Below are 16795 nucleotides of genomic sequence, written 5' to 3'. Positions count from 1 at the left end.
AATGGCGATGGGATCGGCGTAACCAGGCCGATACCTCAGGTCGCTTTCGACGAAACACGGCGGGCTCAACATTCCCTTCGTGGAGCCCCTCGCACCCACAATCGTTCGGTCACCGGAGATCGCCCGCGTATCGGGAAACACCTTCGGGTGCCTGGTCCGATTCGCGGTCGCGAACATCCGGCGGCGCCCGGAACGCTTTGTGCTCGCTGTCCTCGGCATCGCCCTGGCGATCGCCTGTGTCACCGTCGTGCGCACCATCTCGGCGAGTTTCGCCGCCACCGGCGCCGACTCGGTCACCGATGTCCTTGGTGCCGACCAGCTCTGGGTGGTGCCCGCCGGCGGCGTGCGCTACGACCCGGACGCCCGGGCGCTGATCGCCGACGGTCCCGCGCCGGCCTTCACCGCCCCCGCGGGCTGGACGGCCACCCGCACCCTGTCCGGTACGACCACCGTCGACGGCGCCACGGTGTCGCTGCGCGGATCCGACGCGGTGCCCGGCGGACAGGCCACGGTCGGGGTCGCGGCCGCCGCCCGGCTCGGGATCGCGGCCGGGGACACCGTGGCGATCGGCGGTCGTCCGGTCTCCGTGGGCATCGTCGGTGACGGCGAAACAATCACGGTGGCAACAGATCTGGCCCACGGTATCGTCGGCGAGAACGGATGGTGGACGGTCGCCGCACCGGCCGGGGAGGAGCATCGCCGCGATCTTGCCAAGGTATTCGGTGCCGCCACCGGGCTACCGTCGACGGCCGACCCGTCGGTGCGGCCCGAGCCCGGCGGGCCCGGCCTGATCTATGACACGGTGGGCGGATCGGGACCGTTGACCTTCGAGCAGAAGTTCTCCGCCCTGTTCTCGGGCAAGGTCACCGGTTCCACCCTCGGAGTGATCTCCACGATCGGTCTCATCCTGGGCTTCGTCATCGCGGTGTCCTCCTTCCTGGCCGCGGTGTCCGAGCGCAAACGCGAGTTCGGCATCATGTCCAGCATCGGGCTCGCCGACGAGGTGCTGTACTTCTTCCTGGTCGAATCCGGCATCGTCTTTTTCACCGCGTACCTCGTCGGGATCCTCGGAGCGGGAGCGGCTGTCGCGCTGGTCATCCCGGAGATCGCGACGCTTGCGGCATGGGCGCAGGCAGCGGGCATGGTGGCGGCGTTCATCCCGGCCATGGCCATCGTCGGCGCGCTGGTACCCGTGCACCGGCTGTTGCAGCAGCGCCCGGTCGATCTGCTGGGGGGCCGGTGATGAGATACGGCCTGACCTACGGCTGGCTGTCGGCGCGGCGCCGGTTGCGCGAGATGATCCTGCCGGCGGTCACCACCGCCACCGGCGCATTCCTGGTCGTGATCGTGTTCGGGATGTCGGCGGGCATCACCACCCAGGCCGCCGCACTCGGCAACGCCGACGAAATCGCCGCGGCCGTGGTGCTGATCGCGGTCACCGTACTGCTCGTCGGCGTGGTCGAGGTCGCGGTGGCAACCACCCGCACCGTGGCCAACCGCACCCGCGAGCTCGGCGTGCTCGCAGCCAACGGCATCCGGCGGACGCCGGTCGTGACGGCACTGCTGGTCGAGCCGGTGCTGGCGGCGGTGGCGGGGGCCGCCGGCGGCGCGGCGCTGGCCGCGATCACCGGAATCACGCTGGGGCTCACCGGGTTCGCACCCGGAGGTGTCGACGCCGCCGGACTGGCGTCGGGGGCTGCCATCGCGGTGGTGGTCAGCATCGTGGCGGCCGTGGCCACCAGCATCGTCCCGACCTGGAATGCCGCGTCGCGGCCACCGATCCGATCACTGAACAGCGGAGGATAGACATGACCGCCATCGACGAGACCGCCGTACCGGTCGCGCCCGAGACCACGCCGACCCCCGTCGTCGACGTCACCGACGTCTGGAAACTCCACAAGCTCGGCGACGAGGTGGTCAAGGCCCTGATCGCCGTCGAACTCAAAGTTCTGCCAGGCGAGTTCGTCTGCCTGATGGGGCCCAGCGGCAGCGGCAAGTCGACGCTGCTGAACATCATCGGCGGCCTGGACCGGCCCACCAAGGGCACGGTGTCGATCGCCGGACGCGACACCGCGACGCTGACCGAGAGCCAGTTCGCCGCGCTGCGCCACGACACCGTGGGGTTCATCTTCCAGAGCTACAATTTGATCCCGTTCCTGTCGGCGGTCGAAAACGTGGAACTGCCATTGATGTTCGAGCCGTATGACCGCAAGGCTCTGCGCCGGCGGGCCGTCGAACTGCTGGAGATCGTCGGGCTCGGGCACCGAATCCACCACCAGCCGACCAAGATGTCCGGCGGCGAGCAGCAGCGGACCGCCATCGCACGGTCGCTGATCAGCAATCCCACGCTCGTGTTGGCCGACGAACCGACGGCCAACCTGGACCACCGTACGGGGGAGACGGTGGTCCGTATGCTGCGCGACCTGTGCTCGACGCTGGGCGTCACGGTCGTCGCCAGCACCCATGACCCCACGGTGGCCGACGAAGCGAGCCGTGTCGTACGGATGAAGGACGGACAGATCCTATGACAGCAGAACTTGAGGCGGTCACCCCGGCCGAGCGGGACAAGCTGATGACCACCGAGCTTGTCCCCGAACAGATCCTGCCCAAGGTGATGACCACATTCGGCCTGACCGCGGCCTACGTGTTCATCATCTGCTGGATCACCGGTTCGTCGGTGATGGCGGGCGGCGGCTGGACCGCGATCCCGATGTGGGTGCTGGGCATCCTGACCTTTTTGGTCCCGGCCGGGATGGCCGTCGTCGAACTCGGTAACCTGTGGCCGGGACAGGGCGGTGTGTACATCTGGGCCACCCGCACGATGGGGGAGACCTGGGGCTTCATCGGCGGATACCTGTCCTGGGTGCCGGTGATCCTCAACGCCGCGTCCTCGCCGGCGATCGTCCTGCAACTGTTGCTCTTGGCGTTTCACGCCGAGATCGGGCTCACCGCGAGCATCATCCTGCAATTGGTCATCCTGTGGACCGTGATCGGGCTGGCGCTGGCCAAACTCGCAGCCAACCAGAAGATCATGAACATCGTCTTCGTCGTCTACGGCGTCCTGACACTCACCATCTTCATCTCGGGTCTGCTGTTCGCGGTGAACAACGGTTCGGCGACCCCGTTCAGCTGGGCGGAGGCCACCATCCCGAACTTCGCGGTGGCCGGATTCCTCTACGGCACCGTGCTGCTCTACCTCCTGGGGGTCGAGACGCCCTACAACATGGGCGCGGAATTCCTGTCCGTGCGCAAGAGCGGTCCCAAGATGATCCTCTGGGGTTCAACGGCTCTGGTGGCGATCTACCTGCTGACCACCCTGGGCACCATGATGGCGTTGCCCGGCGACCAGATCGATCCGGTGACCGGGGTGATCGGCATGCTGGACGTCGCCGGGTTCCCCGGCCTGATGGAGGTCGGCGCCGTCGTGCTGGCCTTCATTGTCATCGTGGCGTTGATGACCTACCAGGTCGCCTATTCCCGGCTGATTTTCGTCTCCGGGCTGGAACGGCACCTGCCGCGGATCTTCACCCACCTCAACCCGCGCACCCGTAACCCGGTGAGCGCCATCCTGATCCAGGGCGTCATCTCCTCGCTCATCCTGGTCGGGCTGTACTCCCAGAGCAGCATGGCCAATGTGACGGTCTATCTGCAGGGCGGGCTGAGCACGGTGTGGCTACTGTCCGGCTTTTTCTTCCTCATCCCGGTCGTGGTGGCGCGCAAGCGGTATGCCGACCGCTATGCGAACGAGGAGTTCTGGCGTATCCCCGGCGGCATGGTGGGGGTGTGGATCACCGTCACCGTCGGCTCCCTGGCCACCGTCGGCGGCATCTACTACTCCTTCGTCACCCCATGGCTGGATGTCCCGCAGGCGACCTGGATGACCTGGGTCGGCTGCATCAGTCTCGGCATGTTCGCCCTCGGACTCACCGTCTATATCTTCGGTCGCCGCTCGGCGCGCAAGGTGTCCCAGGACGACGCACTGGCCCACCTGGCCGTATTCGACCTCACCAAGACAGAACCGGAGGACACCACCCCATGACGATGGAGCACACCGTGCTGGGCACCGAACTCACCGAGGGCGCCACCCGGTACCCGCTCGATCCGCTGAGCGGGGCCGAGATCGAGGCGGCGGCCGCCGTCATCACGGGGTCGGATTACGCCACCCCGACGCTGAAGTTCGTGATGATCCAGCTGGCCGAGCCGGCCAAGGCCGCTGACCTGACGTTCAAGGGGCGCCAGGACATTCCACGACAGGCGTTCGTGACGATGTATGACGCCGCGGCCAAGTCGATCTACGAAGCTGTCGTCGACATCGAGGCCCGGGTCATCGACTCCTGGACCCCGATTCCGGGCCGGTTCCCGTCCTATCTCGTCGAGCACATGACCGGCGTGGAGGAGAAGGTGCGCGAGGACCCGCGCTGGCAGGAGGCGCTCCGCAAACGGGGCGTCACCGACTTCGGGCTGGCCATGATCGACCCGTGGCCCGCCGGGTACTACGGTGCACAGGACGACCATGAGAACTCGCCGCTGATCTGTCGCCCACTGACTTTCATCCGGGCCGCCGCATCGGAGAACGGGTACGCCCGCCCGGTCGAGGGGCTGATCGTCACCTTCGACCTCGACACCATGACCGTGCTCGACATCGAGGACCACGGGGTGGTGGCACTGCCCGGCAAGGGAGGCAACTACACCGAGCGGTTCATGTTCAGCCCCGACAACCGTCCGGCGTTCAGCGGATTCCGCGACGATGTGAAGACCATCGAGATCACCCAGCCCGACGGTCCCAGCTTCACCGTGGACGGCTGGAATGTGCAGTGGCAGAAGTGGTCGCTGCGGGTCGGATTCAACCCGCGGGAAGGCCTGGTGCTGCACGAGATCACCTACGACGACCGGGGCACCGTGCGGCCCATCATGTACCGGGCGGCGCTGTCGGAGATGGTGGTGCCCTACGGGGATTCCTCGCCGACGCACTGGAACAAGAACGTCTTCGACATGGGTGAGGTGGGCATGGGCTTCTCGGCCAACCCGCTCACCCTGGGCTGTGACTGCCTGGGGGAGATCTTCTACTTCGACGGCACCGTCAACGACTCCGACGGGAACGCCGTCACCATCCCCAACGCCATCTGCATGCACGAGGAGGACTACGGGATCTCCTGGAAGCACACCGATTTCCGCACCGGTGAGGTCGAGGTGCGCCGTTCCCGGCGACTGGTGATCTCGATGATCTGCACTGTCGGCAACTACGAGTACGGCTTCTTCTGGTACCTGTACAACGACGCCTCCATCGAGATGGAGGTCAAGCTGACCGGCGTGCTGACCACCGGGGCGGTGCCCGAGGGGGAGACGCCGCGCTGGGGCAAGATGGTGGCGCCGGGGATGTACGGCCCGAACCATCAGCACTTCTTCAATTTCCGGATGGACATGAGCATCGACGGGCCGGGAAACAGTGTCTACGAAGTGGATTCGATCCCCGAGCCCGACCCGGCGCTCAACCCGCACCACAACGCGTGGATCACCCGGGACACCCTGGTGGCCTCCGAGGCCACGGGTGCGCGCGATTGGGACCACGCCACCGGGCGCTACTGGAAGGTGGTCAATCCGTCCAAGCTCAACGAGTTCGGTGCGCCGGTGGGCTACAAGCTGATGCCCAAGGACATCGTGCCGGTGATGGTGCAGAAGGGTTCGGTCATCTACGACCGGGCGCGGTTCGTGCAGCACAACCTGTGGGTGACCAAGTACGACGCCAAGGAGCTCTACGCGGCCGGGGACTATATGTACCAGTGCGCCGACGCGCAGGGGCTACCCGAGTACGTGGCCGACGACGCGCCGCTGGAGGACACCGATGTGGTGCTCTGGTACACCGTCGGGGCCCATCACGTGGTCTGCCCCGAGGACTGGCCGGTGATGCCGTGCCACTACACCGGATTCAAACTCAAGCCGGTGGGGTTCTTCGACGGCAACCCGGCCTTGGATCTGCCACCGTCACCGCCGAAGGCCTGCCACAGCCACTAGGTACGTCCGTGTTCAGAGCTCGGCATCGGTACCGACGGCGGCCAGGATGCGCTTCAGCGCATCCCGGTCCTCGGCGCTGAGATGGCCGAGCACCCGCCGTTCGGCCGCGCGCACCCCCTCGTCGGTGCGCTTGAGCAGCGCGTGACCCTCCCGGGTGAGTTCGGCCGGCCGCGCGCGCCCCGAGGGCACACTGGTCGGCCGCGCCACCAGTCCGCGGTCCTGCAGCGCGCGCAGCACCATGTTCATCGCCTGCGGGGAGACGGCGACGTCCCGGGCCAACTCGGCATTCGACCGTCCGGGCGCCTTGGCCAGGATGCGCATGCAGATGTACTGCGGGAACGCGAGATCCAGCGGCTCCAGGACGTTGGTGGTGACATCTGCGCGCAGCGTCGACGCCGCTCGGTTCAGCAGGTAGCCGAGCGGCTGATCCGTCAGGTGCTCACCCATGTCAAGCATATTGACACATATCAACCACGTTGATATACCGGAGTCATGACCACACCACAGCCGGAAATGTTCGAGCAGGCCTACCGAGGCGATGCTCCCGAGTTCGAGAACGCACGCCCGCCGTGGAGCATCGGCGCGCCCCAACCCGAGATCGCGGCCCTCATCGAGGCCGGCAAGGTGCACGGCGACGTGCTCGACGCCGGCTGCGGTGAGGCGGCGACCGCCCTGGATCTGGCCGCCCGGGGGTTCACCACCGTCGGCCTCGATCTCTCACCCACCGCCATCGACCTGGCCCGTGCCCAGGCCGCCGAACGCGGGCTGACCAACGCCACCTTCGAGGTGGCCGATATCAGTGCGTTCACCGGCTACGACGGCCGGTTCGGCACCATCATCGACAGCACGCTGTTCCACTCCATGCCGGTCGAGCTGCGCGAGGGTTACCAGCAGTCCATCGTGCGTGCCGCCGCCCCGGGCGCCTCGTACTTCGTGCTGGTCTTCGATGCCGCCGCGGTGCCCGCCGGCAGCCCGATCCACGCGGTGACCGAGGACGAATTGCGCGCGGCAGTGGGCAAGCATTGGCAGATCGACGAGATCCGGCCGGCCCGCATCCACGCCAACCTGCCCGATGCGGTGGCCGAGGCCGGTGTCTTCACCGTCGACGGCATGCGCGACGAAGGCGACGGCCGCCGCTCGGTCGGCGCCTGGCTGCTGAGCGCACACCTGGGCTGAACAAGCGCACGGATCGCATCCCGCCGCCGACAGGACACGCCCTCGCCACCCGAACGTGGCGAGGGCGCCCTCATGAGGCAGGATTGCAGGGGCCGTCCGCGCGGAGTCGCCTGGATGGCGATTCGGTGTGTCGGGACAGCTAGGAGTCTGATGACGGAGCCAGACAACGCCGGCCCGGGAGTCATCCGGCCTGCGTACAGGCGGGTACTGCTGAAGCTCGGTGGCGAGATGTTCGGCGGCGGGCAGGTCGGTCTGGATCCTGACGTGGTGGCCCTGGTGGCCCGTCAGATCGCCGACGTCGTCCGCGCAGGTGCGCAGGTCGCCGTGGTCATCGGTGGCGGCAACTTCTTCCGCGGCGCCCAGTTGCAGCAGCGCGGCATGGAGCGCACCCGCAGCGACTACATGGGCATGCTCGGCACCGTGATGAACAGCCTTGCCCTGCAGGACTTCCTGCAGAAGGAAGGGATCGACACCCGCGTGCAGACCGCCATCACCATGGGCCAGGTCGCCGAACCGTACATCCCGCTGCGGGCGCGGCGGCATCTGGAGAAGGGCCGCGTCGTCATCTTCGGGGCCGGTATGGGCCTGCCGTACTTCTCCACCGACACCACCGCCGCGCAGCGCGCCCTGGAGATCGGTGCCGAGGTGGTGCTGATGGCCAAGGCCGTCGACGGGGTCTTCACCGACGACCCGCGCAAGAACCCGGACGCCGAGCTGCTGACATCCATCACCCACCGCGAAGTCATCGACCGCGGACTGCAGGTGGCCGATTCCACCGCCTTCAGTCTCTGCATGGACAACGGCATGCCGATCCTGGTGTTCAATCTCCTCACCGACGGAAATATCGCGCGAGCGGTCGCAGGTGAGAAGATCGGAACACTGGTCACCACCTGAGCAGCTGCGCATCTAAGGAGAACCCGTGATCGACGAGACCCTCTTCGACGCCGAAGAGAAGATGGAGAAGGCCGTAGCGGTGGCCCGCGACGATCTGGCGTCGATCCGCACCGGCCGCGCCAACCCGGGCATGTTCTCCCGGTTGAACATCGACTACTACGGTTCTCCGACCCCGGTCACCCAGCTGTCCAGCATCAACGTGCCCGAGGCGCGCCTGGTGGTCATCAAGCCCTACGAGGCCAGCCAGCTCAAGCCCATCGAGGACGCCATCCGCAACTCGGACCTCGGCGTCAACCCGTCCAACGACGGCAACGTCATCCGCATCTCGATCCCGCAGCTCACCGAGGAGCGTCGCCGGGACCTGGTCAAGCAGGCCAAGTCCAAGGGTGAGGACGCCAAGGTGTCGGTGCGCAACATCCGCCGCAAGGCGATGGAGGAGCTGGCCCGGATCAAGAAGGACGGCGAGGCCGGCGAGGACGAGGTCGGTCGCGCCGAGAAGGATCTGGACAAGACCACCGGGAACTACGTCGCGCAGATCGACGAGCTGGTCAAACACAAAGAAGGCGAGCTGTTGGAGGTCTGATGACCTTTCAGCAAGGCATGCCTGTGGTAGACGCCGAACCACCCAAGAAACAATCGCGCGCAGGTCGTGACCTGCCGGCCGCCATCGCCGTCGGCGTCGTCCTCGGCGCCATGGCCATCGGCACCCTGCTGTTCGCGCCGCTGTGGTGGCTGCCGCTGCTGGCCGTGGCCATCGCGATCGCCACCCACGAGGTCATCCGCCGATTACGTGAGCACGGCTACGTGCTGCCCACCGTGCCACTGCTGCTCGGCGGACAGGCCATGATCTGGCTGACCTGGCCCTTCGGTGCGGCCGGTCTGCTCGGCGCCTACGGCGGCACCGTCGTCGTCTGCATGGTGTGGCGGCTCATCGGCCACGGCCTGGACCAGCAGCCCGTCAACTACCTGCGCGATATCGCCGCCACCGTGCTGCTGGCCACCTGGGTGCCGATGTTCGCCGCGTTCACCGCGCTGATGATCTTCGCCGAGGACGGCGGCGCGCGGGTGTTCACCGTGATCGCCACCGTCGTCTTCGCCGACATCGGCGGCTACGTCGCCGGGGTGCTGTTCGGCAAGCATCTGATGGCCCCGGCAATCAGTCCCAAGAAGTCCTGGGAGGGCCTCGGCGGATCGCTGGTGTTCGGTGTCACCGCCGCCGTGCTGATCGTGATGTTCCTGCTGGACAAGCCGGGCTGGGTCGGTGTCCCTCTCGGCGTGCTGCTGGTGATCACCGGTGTCCTCGGCGACCTGGTCGAATCCCAGGTCAAACGGGATCTGGCGATCAAGGACATGGGGACGCTGCTGCCCGGCCACGGCGGGATCATGGACCGCATCGACGCCATGCTGCCGGCGGCGGTCATCGGATGGATCGTGCTCACGCTGCTCGTCTGAGGTTCTGAACTCCGCAAATCACGGTTTCGGCGGCGGTGATGAGATACTGGGCGGACATCATGGCCACCTCCCTTCCACTCGTTTTCGACGCTCCGCGACGCGCATTGCCGCCGCGGCACCTTGCCGACCTCGATGCCGAGGGCCGCGCTGCCGCCGTGGCCGAGCTCGGACTGCCCAAATTCCGTGCCAAACAGCTGGCCAACCAGTATTACGGGCGCCTGATCGCCGACCCGCACCAGATGACCGACCTGCCCGCCGCGGTGCGCGAGCAGGTCTCCGAGGCGCTGTTCCCGACGCTGATCACCCCGGCCCGCCAGGTCCAGTGCGACGCCGGGGAGACCCGCAAGACGCTGTGGCGTGCGCAGGACGGCACCACCTTCGAATCGGTGTTGATGCGCTATCCGCAGCGCAACACCGTGTGTATCTCCTCACAGGCCGGCTGCGGGATGGCCTGCCCGTTCTGCGCCACCGGGCAGGGTGGTCTACAACGCAACCTGTCCACCGCCGAGATCCTGGAACAGGTGCGCGCGGCGTCCTATGCGATGCGCGAGGAGCACGACGGGCGGCTGTCCAACATCGTCTTCATGGGCATGGGGGAGCCGCTGGCGAATTACAACCGGGTACTGGCAGCCGTCAAGCGCATCATCGCGCCGGCCCCGGAAGGGTTCGGCATCAGCGCCCGCTCAGTGACGGTCTCCACCGTCGGTCTGGCGCCCGCCATCCGCAAGCTGGCGGACGAGAAGCTGGGTGTGACGCTGGCATTGTCATTGCACACTCCGGACGACGAACTGCGCGACACCCTGGTGCCGGTGAACAACCGGTGGAAGGTCGACGAGGTGCTCGACGCGGCGCGCTACTACGCCGACGTCACCGGGCGCCGGGTGTCGGTGGAGTACGCATTGATCCGGGATGTGAACGACCAACCCTGGCGGGCCGATCTGCTCGGTAAGAAGCTGCACAGCAAGCTGGGGCCGCTGGTGCACGTCAACCTCATCCCGCTGAACCCCACCCCCGGCAGTGAATGGGACGCCAGTCCCAAACCGGTCGAGCGGGAATTCGTGAAACGAGTGCTGGCCAAGGGCGTGTCCTGCACGGTGCGCGACACCCGCGGCCGCGAGATCGCCGCCGCCTGCGGGCAGCTCGCCGCCGAGGGCTGAGGCTGCGCTCAGCGCGCCGGCGGGTTGCTGAACCAGACGTTCTCCTCCCGCAGGCTGGCACTGCGCCAGCCGTCGGCGGTGCGCACCAGTTCGTGGTGGTAGTAGCCGCCGCATGCGCTCTGGGCGTCCATACCCGGCAACTGCATCGGGTTGTAGAACATGGCCCGCACCGTCGCCCGGTCCCCGTCGATGTCCGCCTCGACATTGGTGATGTAGTGCATGCTCCACGGGATCGTCGCGAAACCCGCTGAGAGCCAGTTGATCACCTCTTCGCGGCTCCCGACGGCTGCGCCGGCCGAGGAGTAGTCGATGTGCGCGTCCTCGGTGAACACCGAGCGGTAGGTGTCCCAGTCCTTGGTGTCCACGCCGCGCGCATAGCGGGCCAGCAGTGCCCGGATCTCCAGCTGGTCCTCGACCTCGCTCATCCCAGTACCTCCAATACCAGATTGCTTATGCGCCAGCCATTTTCGGTGCGCACCAGATCGTCGTGCCAGCGGCCGAAGAAGAACCGGACGTCCTCGGAGCCCGGCAGCGTGACGGCGTTGAACCACATGGCGATCACCGTGGCGGTGTCACCGTCGTCGGTGGCCCCGATGTTGGTGACGTCGATGTTGGTGACGTCGATGTTGGTGACGTAGTGCATGCCCACCGAGATGGCCTGCTGGTGGCGGCCCAGATAGCGCACCGCATCCTCGACGCTGCCGACCACCAGTCCGGCCGCCGAATAGTCCACCCGTGCGTCGTCGGTGAACATTGCGCGGTAGGCCGCCCAGTCCTTGGAGTCGACGGCGCGGCAGTACCGGGTGAGCAGGTTCTCGATCTCCAGGGTGGCCGCGGCCGTCACTGGTCCGGCATGCCGATGGTCTTGGCGTCCAGGTACTCCCTGTAGCCCTCTTCGCCGTTGCGGTAGCCCAGGCCGCTCTGCTTGGTGCCGCCGAACGGGCTGTTGATGCCGAAGTGGCTCTTGCCGTTGATGGTGACATTGCCGGTGCGCATCCGGGTGGCCACCGCGAAGGCCCGGTCGACGTCACCGCTGCTGACCTCACCGGACAGGCCGTAGATGGAATTGTTGGCGATGGCGACCGCCTCGTCGTCGGTGTCGTAAGGCGTGACGGTCAGCACCGGGCCGAAGATTTCCTCCTGAGCCACCTGCGAGTCGGGGTCCACGTCCGCGAGCAGGGTGGGCTGGGTGTAGTACCCGACCGGGAGGTTCTCCGGGATGCCGCCGCCGGTGATCAGGCGGGCGCCGGAATCGATGCCGCTGCGGATCAGGCCGAGCACCTTGTCGCGCTGGCCAGCGCTGATCTGCGGGCCCTGCATGTTGCCCGGGGTCCACGGGTCACCGACCGGGAAACCCTCCATCATGGTCTTGAGGATCTCCAAACCCTCGTCATAGCGACTGCGGGGCAACAGGATCCGGGACGGCAGGATGCAGGACTGCCCGCTCATCACACACGCCATCATGGCGGCCAGCGGCAGCGACGCGGACAGATCGGCATCGTCGAGGACGATGTGCGCCGACTTCCCGCCGAGTTCGAGCAGCGTCTTCTTCACGGTCGGGGCTCCGGCGGCCAGAATCGCCCGGCCGGTCGCCGTCGACCCGGTGAAGGTGATCATGTCCACCCGCGGATCCGCGGACAGCGCGGCGCCGACCTCGTTGGCGTTGGACGACACGACGTTGAACACTCCGGCCGGGATGTCGGTCTCCTCGGCGACGATGCGGCCGTACTCGGTGCCCGACCACGGGGTGAGCTGGGCCGGCTTGAGCACGACGGTGTTGCCGGCCATCAGCGCCGGCACCGTCTCGGCGATGTTGAGGTAGAACGGCACGTTCCAGGGGGTGATCGCGCCGACCACCCCGACCGCCTCGTAGTGGATCTTGCGCCGGGCCGGGCCCAGGGGGGTCTCGTGCACACCGTTGTCGACCAGGTACTGGAAATTCCGTCCGTGCTCGGCCCAGTGCTTGACCTCTTCGATGGGGCTCTCGATCTGGCTGCCGCTGACGGTGACCGGGCAGCCCACCTCGGTGATCAGGATCCGGCGCAGCCGCTCCTTGTTGCGTTCGAGTGCCTCGTGCAACTGGGTCATGCAGTGATAGCGGAAATCGAGGTCGCGGCTCCAGTCGGTCTCGTCGAAGGCGCGCCGGGCCGCGCCGACCGCGCGCGCCATGTCCTCGACCGTCCCGTCGGTGGCCTGACCGGCGACCTGTTCGCTGGCGGGGTGGACGACGTCGAAGGTCGCCCCGCTGCCGGTGAACTGCAGCTCCCCGTCGATCAGCATCCGTTGTTCGCCGGCCAGCACGCCGCTTTCAGTCTGCACCTCGGTCATGCCCCACAGCTTTACAAATCTCAGACGAAATGTCAGCGAGATCGCAAGTTTCACGGATCCGATTCTCTACGTTCGTAGAGTGCTGACCCCGGGCCGAGTTCGAGGTCGTGCAACGGCGGTTCGCCATCGGCGTGCGGTCGTCCCCAGAGTTCGAATACCTGTCGCGGCAGTGAGTTCGGCGTGGTTGGCTGATCGATCGCCCGACCTGCCTGAAGATCTGACCGACTCCTGGTTCGGGTTACTCGGCAGCGACTGACCCGGCCAGCGCCTGCTCGGCCTCTTCGGCTTCGTCGACGGGCACGTGCCCGCGGGTGAGCAGGAACAGCGCCGCCGCCGCGGCCAGCGCGGCACCGAACATCGTCCAGCCCATCGGCACGGCGCTGTGCTGACCGGCCAGGCCGACCAGCGGCGCGGCCAACGCGCCGGTGCCGTACTGCAGGAAGCCCAGCACCGCCGATCCGGTACCGGCGGCGTGCCGCACCTCGGTCGTGGCAAGCATCGCCGCATTGGAGTAGATGAACCCCATGCAGCCCATGAAGCAGGCCATCAGGGCGACCGTGGGCCAGTGTGGGACACCGCCGATGGTGACGGTGACCAGCAGCAGCGCGCTGACCACGACCATGGCGGCGACCCCGCCCATCAGCACCCGGCGCGGCGTTCGGGACTCGACCAGGCGGGCCGCCACCGCGGTGCCGGCCCCCACGGCCAGCGAACAGGCGCCGAAGGTCAGCGAGTAGTGGCCGGGGGACAGGCCCATGATGTTCTGCAGCACGAACGGTGACGCGGAGATGTAGCCGAACATCGCGGCCGAGGTGAACGCCATGGTCAGCGTGTAACCGATGTAGAAGCGGTTGGTCAGCACGCTGCGGGTGCTCGACGCCAGCGCCTTGATGCCGCCGGGCCGGCGGAGTTCCGCCGGCAGCGACTCCTTGACCGCGAACAACACGCCCAGCAGCATCAGCAGGCACAACAGCGCGAGTGCCCCGAAGACCGCGCGCCAGCCGAGGCTGGTCACGATGGCCCCGCCGATGATGGGCGCGGTCAGCGGAGCGAGCACGCCGATCAGCATCATCACCGCGAACAGTCGGGCGGCCTGCGATCCACGGGCGCGATCGGCGATGACGGCGCGGGCGATGACGACTCCGGCGGCCCCGCCGACGCCCTGGACGAACCGCAGGCCGATGAGGATTTCGACGGTCGGGGCGAAGGCGCACAGGATGCTCGCGACCAGGCAGGCCATGGTGCCGACGACCAGTGGTTTGCGGCGGCCGTACCGGTCCGAGAGCGATCCGATCACCAGTTGGCCGACGGCCAGGCCGATCAGAAACGTGGTCAGTGTCAGCTGGACCGAGGTGGCGGGGGTGTCGAGGTCGACGGCCATCTGTGGGAAGGCGGACAGGTACATGTCGATCGCGAACGGGGTGACGGCGTTGAGCAGTGCCAGTACGGCGATCAAACCCATCGAGGGCGCACCGGGCAAGGCAGTGGCAGAACGCATGGGACCCCTTCGGAAGTCGTCGATTCCCGGCCCGGTCGAGCGCCAGCCCAGATATGTATAACAGAATATGTATTTCTGAAAACGTATGTCAAAATAGGCTATGGCCGAAGTGACGGAAGACACCACCCGCATTCGCGACCTGGCGGTGACGCTGCACGATCTGTCCTGGCGGATCTCGCGGTTCGCACCGGCCCAGGTCGGGCTCGATCCGTTGCCGGCCTCCGAACTGCTGGTCCTGCGTGCGGTGATGGACGAGCCGGGCCGCAGTGTGTCGGAGGTCGCGTCCGCGGTGGCGATGCAGCCGAGCAACGTCAGCGCCGCGGTGCGTGGACTGTGCGGACGAGGGCTGCTGGAAAAGCGCGCCGATCCCGCCGACCGCCGGGTGTCGTTGCTGCACCCCACTGCGCGGGCGGCCGACGATCGCGACGCGATCGAGGACGTCGTGGTCCGCACCGTCAGCACCGCGCTGGCCGAACTGCCCCGCGGGGCCATCGACGTACTGCTGGCGGCAACCCCGACGCTGCGGGAGTTGGCCGTTCAGGTGGCCGCGACCCGGCCGGGGCGGTCTAACTCTGCTTGAGCCCCACCGCATGCCGCAGCTGAGCCAGGAACTGTCCTTCGTCGTCGCTGCGGACGATGTAGTGCGACACTGCCACCCGGATCGCGGTGGACGCCTTCACCTGGGCGTTGGAACCGCTGAGCAGTTTGAGCAGCCGGGCCCGCATCACCGGGAGCACGTGGCTCAGCTGGGCGATGACCACCTCGGGCTCGATGTCGATGATCCGGACGCCGGAATAGGACTGCTGGTACTCGACGATGAATCGCAGTGCCGCATCAAGCTTTTCGGTGCCGCGCAGGCCCGCGGTCGCGGTACTGATGCCGGTGTCGAACATCTCGCGCTCGTAATCGCCGAAGGCCTCCAGTAATTCCTCCTTGGAGGCGAACCACCGGTACAGCGTCGGCCGGGACACCCCGGCCTGCAACGCCACCTCGGACAGGCTCAACTTGGTCTGCCCGTTGCGTCCGAGCACTTCGGCCGTCGCGGCAAGGATCCGGCGCCGCGTCGAGGTGTCCTCGGCGGCGTCGGCGTGCGCGGACAGCGACTTGTTCACGGTACCGATGGTAGAGGGTGTGCCATCACATCGAAGCCTTCAGTGCATAAACCGTGTCGAGATCTTCCAGTGCGGCCACCGACCGGGCGAGCCCCTTGGCCGCGATGTTCTCGTCCTGCATGCCGCCCATCCCGGCGGTGATCAGCGTCGCGATGTAGGCGTACAGCGCACCCTGGCGGAACCGTTGCCAGAGTTGCTCGCGATCGATCTCGGGCCCCCCGGCGGCGCGCAGCTCGGCGCGGTAGACGTCGAGCAGATCGCGTTGGGTCTGCACCCGCTCGGCCGTGGTCATACCGGTGATCAACGTGTACGCCAACTCGCGGGACGGATGACCCCGGCGCACCGCCTGCCAATCCAGCAGGCCGGCGCTTCCGTTGCGGAAGTACACATTTCCCGGATGCGCGTCGCCGTGCATGACGGTGTGCGGCCCGCGGTCGATCAGGGCGGCCACCGTGCGGTAGTTGTCGATGATGAACTGGCCGGCGCGTACCGGGATCTCGGTGCGCCCCTCCAGCTTGCGCGCCGCGGCGTTGGCCAATGAGCCGGTCAACAGTGAGGTCGCGTCCGCCGACGCGGAGTACACCCAGGGGTAGGGGTCCAATCGCTGCCAGAACGTGGCGTGCACCCGGGCCAGCAGTTGCACGATCAGCGTCGCGCGGTCCGGGTCGAGCGGATGCAGAGTGTCGGGGAACTCACAGGACCCCGCGGCGGCCAGGTCTTCGAGCACGAGCACGAACCGTCCCGTCACCGGATCGAAGGTCGCGCCGTGGCAGGTCGGCACATCGGCCAATTGGCCGGACAGTTCCCGATAGAACCGGACCTCGGTGTCGGCGAGGCGCCCGAGTTCCCCCATCAACCGGGTGGCGACCGTTTCGGCGGGCATCTTGACGAATACCGAGGCCGGCACATCGTCTCCGGTCAGGGCCATCCGGGCGCGCGCGGAGGTGCCGGCGTCCCCGTCGAGCAGCGACACCGAGGTGACCCGGCGTCCGAGCAGGCCGGACAGATAGTCCGGGTCCAGATCGGCGACGCGTCGGGGGACGGCGCGCGTTCGCCCGAAGACGGCGTCGGTTGCGATACGTTGCAATCCGCGCCCGAGATGTGCGGCCAGACCGAACACCGGGGCGACGCTGCTGACCTGCGGAGGCATCGTGCAAGCTTACAAA

Annotated in this window: 18 protein-coding genes; 11 read left to right on the top strand and 7 right to left on the bottom strand. The window is 67.3% G+C overall.

Translation table 11 applies throughout. From position 1 onward, the window contains the following. Positions 1-79 precede the first annotated feature (79 nt). From V4U86_RS17185 to V4U86_RS17165, 5 genes are read left to right on the top strand one after another with little or no spacing between them, the layout of a single operon-like run. The gene (locus V4U86_RS17185) at positions 80-1243 is read left to right on the top strand and encodes an ABC transporter permease (RefSeq protein WP_395307163.1); all 1164 of its coding nucleotides are present in this window, start codon (positions 80-82) and stop codon (positions 1241-1243) included. After that, positions 1243-1806, top strand: a complete 564-nt coding sequence (locus tag V4U86_RS17180; RefSeq protein WP_395307162.1) for an FtsX-like permease family protein — start codon at positions 1243-1245, stop codon at positions 1804-1806. Before V4U86_RS17185 ends, V4U86_RS17180 begins: the two co-directional genes overlap by 1 nt. A 2-nt stretch (positions 1807-1808) precedes the next feature. Continuing rightward, positions 1809-2528 (top strand): ABC transporter ATP-binding protein, encoded by a 720-nt coding sequence (locus V4U86_RS17175; protein ID WP_395307161.1) that lies wholly within the window; start codon positions 1809-1811, stop codon positions 2526-2528. Beyond that, positions 2525-4039, top strand: a complete 1515-nt coding sequence (locus V4U86_RS17170; protein WP_395307160.1) for an APC family permease — start codon at positions 2525-2527, stop codon at positions 4037-4039. The genes V4U86_RS17175 and V4U86_RS17170 overlap by 4 nt, the downstream gene beginning before the upstream one ends. Next, positions 4036-6012 (top strand): primary-amine oxidase, encoded by a 1977-nt coding sequence (locus tag V4U86_RS17165; protein ID WP_395307159.1) that lies wholly within the window; start codon positions 4036-4038, stop codon positions 6010-6012. Before V4U86_RS17170 ends, V4U86_RS17165 begins: the two co-directional genes overlap by 4 nt. A gap of 12 nt (positions 6013-6024) precedes the next feature. Here the strand turns inward: V4U86_RS17165 and V4U86_RS17160 are convergent, their stop codons facing one another. Then, positions 6025-6468: a MarR family winged helix-turn-helix transcriptional regulator gene (locus tag V4U86_RS17160; protein WP_395307158.1), complete on the bottom strand. Its 444-nt coding sequence runs from the start codon at positions 6466-6468 to the stop codon at positions 6025-6027. Positions 6469-6504: 36 nt separating this feature from the next. Between V4U86_RS17160 and V4U86_RS17155 the strand changes: the two genes are divergently transcribed. The 5 genes from V4U86_RS17155 (at position 6505) to rlmN (ending at position 10691) form a co-directional block, all read left to right on the top strand. Beyond that, a complete protein-coding gene (locus tag V4U86_RS17155) occupies positions 6505-7188 on the top strand; it encodes a class I SAM-dependent methyltransferase (protein WP_395307157.1) in 684 nt (227 codons plus the stop codon). Between the two features lie 150 nt (positions 7189-7338). Next, a complete protein-coding gene (pyrH, locus tag V4U86_RS17150) occupies positions 7339-8082 on the top strand; it encodes a UMP kinase (RefSeq protein ID WP_395307156.1) in 744 nt (247 codons plus the stop codon). A gap of 25 nt (positions 8083-8107) precedes the next feature. Beyond that, positions 8108-8665, top strand: a complete 558-nt coding sequence (gene frr / locus V4U86_RS17145; RefSeq protein ID WP_395307155.1) for a ribosome recycling factor — start codon at positions 8108-8110, stop codon at positions 8663-8665. Next, the gene (locus tag V4U86_RS17140) at positions 8665-9534 is read left to right on the top strand and encodes a phosphatidate cytidylyltransferase (protein ID WP_395307154.1); all 870 of its coding nucleotides are present in this window, start codon (positions 8665-8667) and stop codon (positions 9532-9534) included. The genes frr and V4U86_RS17140 overlap by 1 nt, the downstream gene beginning before the upstream one ends. Positions 9535-9593: 59 nt before the next feature. Then, on the top strand, positions 9594-10691 hold the full coding sequence (gene rlmN, locus V4U86_RS17135; RefSeq protein ID WP_395307153.1) for a 23S rRNA (adenine(2503)-C(2))-methyltransferase RlmN: 1098 nt from the start codon (positions 9594-9596) through the stop codon (positions 10689-10691). A gap of 8 nt (positions 10692-10699) precedes the next feature. On the opposite strand, the gene V4U86_RS17130 is transcribed toward rlmN, so the two are convergent. The 4 genes from V4U86_RS17130 to V4U86_RS17115 all read right to left on the bottom strand — a co-directional run bounded on the left by V4U86_RS17130 (position 10700) and on the right by V4U86_RS17115 (position 14517). Next, positions 10700-11116 carry a nuclear transport factor 2 family protein gene (locus V4U86_RS17130; RefSeq protein ID WP_395307152.1) on the bottom strand — a complete coding sequence of 139 codons (417 nt, stop codon included), beginning with the start codon at positions 11114-11116 and terminating at the stop codon, positions 10700-10702. Then, positions 11113-11535: a nuclear transport factor 2 family protein gene (locus V4U86_RS17125; RefSeq protein ID WP_395307151.1), complete on the bottom strand. Its 423-nt coding sequence runs from the start codon at positions 11533-11535 to the stop codon at positions 11113-11115. The genes V4U86_RS17130 and V4U86_RS17125 overlap by 4 nt, the downstream gene beginning before the upstream one ends. After that, positions 11532-13019, bottom strand: coding sequence for an aldehyde dehydrogenase family protein (locus V4U86_RS17120; protein WP_395307150.1), 1488 nt, complete (start codon positions 13017-13019; stop codon positions 11532-11534). The genes V4U86_RS17125 and V4U86_RS17120 overlap by 4 nt, the downstream gene beginning before the upstream one ends. Before the next feature lie 238 nt (positions 13020-13257). Continuing rightward, complete coding sequence (locus tag V4U86_RS17115; RefSeq protein WP_395307149.1) at positions 13258-14517, bottom strand: multidrug effflux MFS transporter; 1260 nt, start codon at positions 14515-14517, stop codon at positions 13258-13260. A 100-nt stretch (positions 14518-14617) separates the two neighbouring features. Here V4U86_RS17115 and V4U86_RS17110 point away from each other — a divergent pair, with 100 nt between their 5' ends. Then, on the top strand, positions 14618-15097 hold the full coding sequence (locus V4U86_RS17110) for a MarR family winged helix-turn-helix transcriptional regulator (RefSeq protein ID WP_395307148.1): 480 nt from the start codon (positions 14618-14620) through the stop codon (positions 15095-15097). On the opposite strand, the gene V4U86_RS17105 is transcribed toward V4U86_RS17110, so the two are convergent. Continuing rightward, a complete protein-coding gene (locus tag V4U86_RS17105; RefSeq protein WP_395307147.1) occupies positions 15084-15629 on the bottom strand; it encodes a TetR/AcrR family transcriptional regulator in 546 nt (181 codons plus the stop codon). The two genes, V4U86_RS17110 and V4U86_RS17105, sit on opposite strands and share 14 nt — an antisense overlap. A 25-nt stretch (positions 15630-15654) precedes the next feature. Beyond that, the gene (locus V4U86_RS17100) at positions 15655-16779 is read right to left on the bottom strand and encodes a phosphotransferase (RefSeq protein WP_395307146.1); all 1125 of its coding nucleotides are present in this window, start codon (positions 16777-16779) and stop codon (positions 15655-15657) included. Positions 16780-16795: the final 16 nt, after the last annotated feature.

It is taken from the genome of Mycobacterium sp. AMU20-3851, from assembly GCF_043974665.1.
Classification (GTDB): Bacteria; Actinomycetota; Actinomycetes; order Mycobacteriales; family Mycobacteriaceae; genus Mycobacterium.
The sequence above is the reverse complement of the archived record's forward strand: the minus strand, read 5'-3'. Positions and strand labels throughout refer to the sequence as shown.

Excerpts from the sequence above, each read along its gene's own strand:
- V4U86_RS17115 (WP_395307149.1), bottom strand. The coding sequence starts at position 14,517 with ATGCGTTCTGCCACTGCCTTGCCCGGTGCGCCCTCGATGGGTTTGATC.
- V4U86_RS17180 (WP_395307162.1), top strand. The coding sequence starts at position 1,243 with ATGAGATACGGCCTGACCTACGGCTGGCTGTCGGCGCGGCGCCGGTTG.
- V4U86_RS17165 (WP_395307159.1), top strand. The coding sequence starts at position 4,036 with ATGACGATGGAGCACACCGTGCTGGGCACCGAACTCACCGAGGGCGCC.
- V4U86_RS17155 (WP_395307157.1), top strand. The coding sequence starts at position 6,505 with ATGACCACACCACAGCCGGAAATGTTCGAGCAGGCCTACCGAGGCGAT.
- V4U86_RS17175 (WP_395307161.1), top strand. The coding sequence starts at position 1,809 with ATGACCGCCATCGACGAGACCGCCGTACCGGTCGCGCCCGAGACCACG.
- V4U86_RS17160 (WP_395307158.1), bottom strand. The coding sequence starts at position 6,468 with ATGCTTGACATGGGTGAGCACCTGACGGATCAGCCGCTCGGCTACCTG.
- pyrH (WP_395307156.1), top strand. The coding sequence starts at position 7,339 with ATGACGGAGCCAGACAACGCCGGCCCGGGAGTCATCCGGCCTGCGTAC.
- V4U86_RS17170 (WP_395307160.1), top strand. The coding sequence starts at position 2,525 with ATGACAGCAGAACTTGAGGCGGTCACCCCGGCCGAGCGGGACAAGCTG.
- V4U86_RS17140 (WP_395307154.1), top strand. The coding sequence starts at position 8,665 with ATGACCTTTCAGCAAGGCATGCCTGTGGTAGACGCCGAACCACCCAAG.
- V4U86_RS17130 (WP_395307152.1), bottom strand. The coding sequence starts at position 11,116 with ATGAGCGAGGTCGAGGACCAGCTGGAGATCCGGGCACTGCTGGCCCGC.
- rlmN (WP_395307153.1), top strand. The coding sequence starts at position 9,594 with ATGGCCACCTCCCTTCCACTCGTTTTCGACGCTCCGCGACGCGCATTG.
- V4U86_RS17120 (WP_395307150.1), bottom strand. The coding sequence starts at position 13,019 with ATGACCGAGGTGCAGACTGAAAGCGGCGTGCTGGCCGGCGAACAACGG.
- V4U86_RS17100 (WP_395307146.1), bottom strand. The coding sequence starts at position 16,779 with ATGCCTCCGCAGGTCAGCAGCGTCGCCCCGGTGTTCGGTCTGGCCGCA.
- V4U86_RS17110 (WP_395307148.1), top strand. The coding sequence starts at position 14,618 with ATGGCCGAAGTGACGGAAGACACCACCCGCATTCGCGACCTGGCGGTG.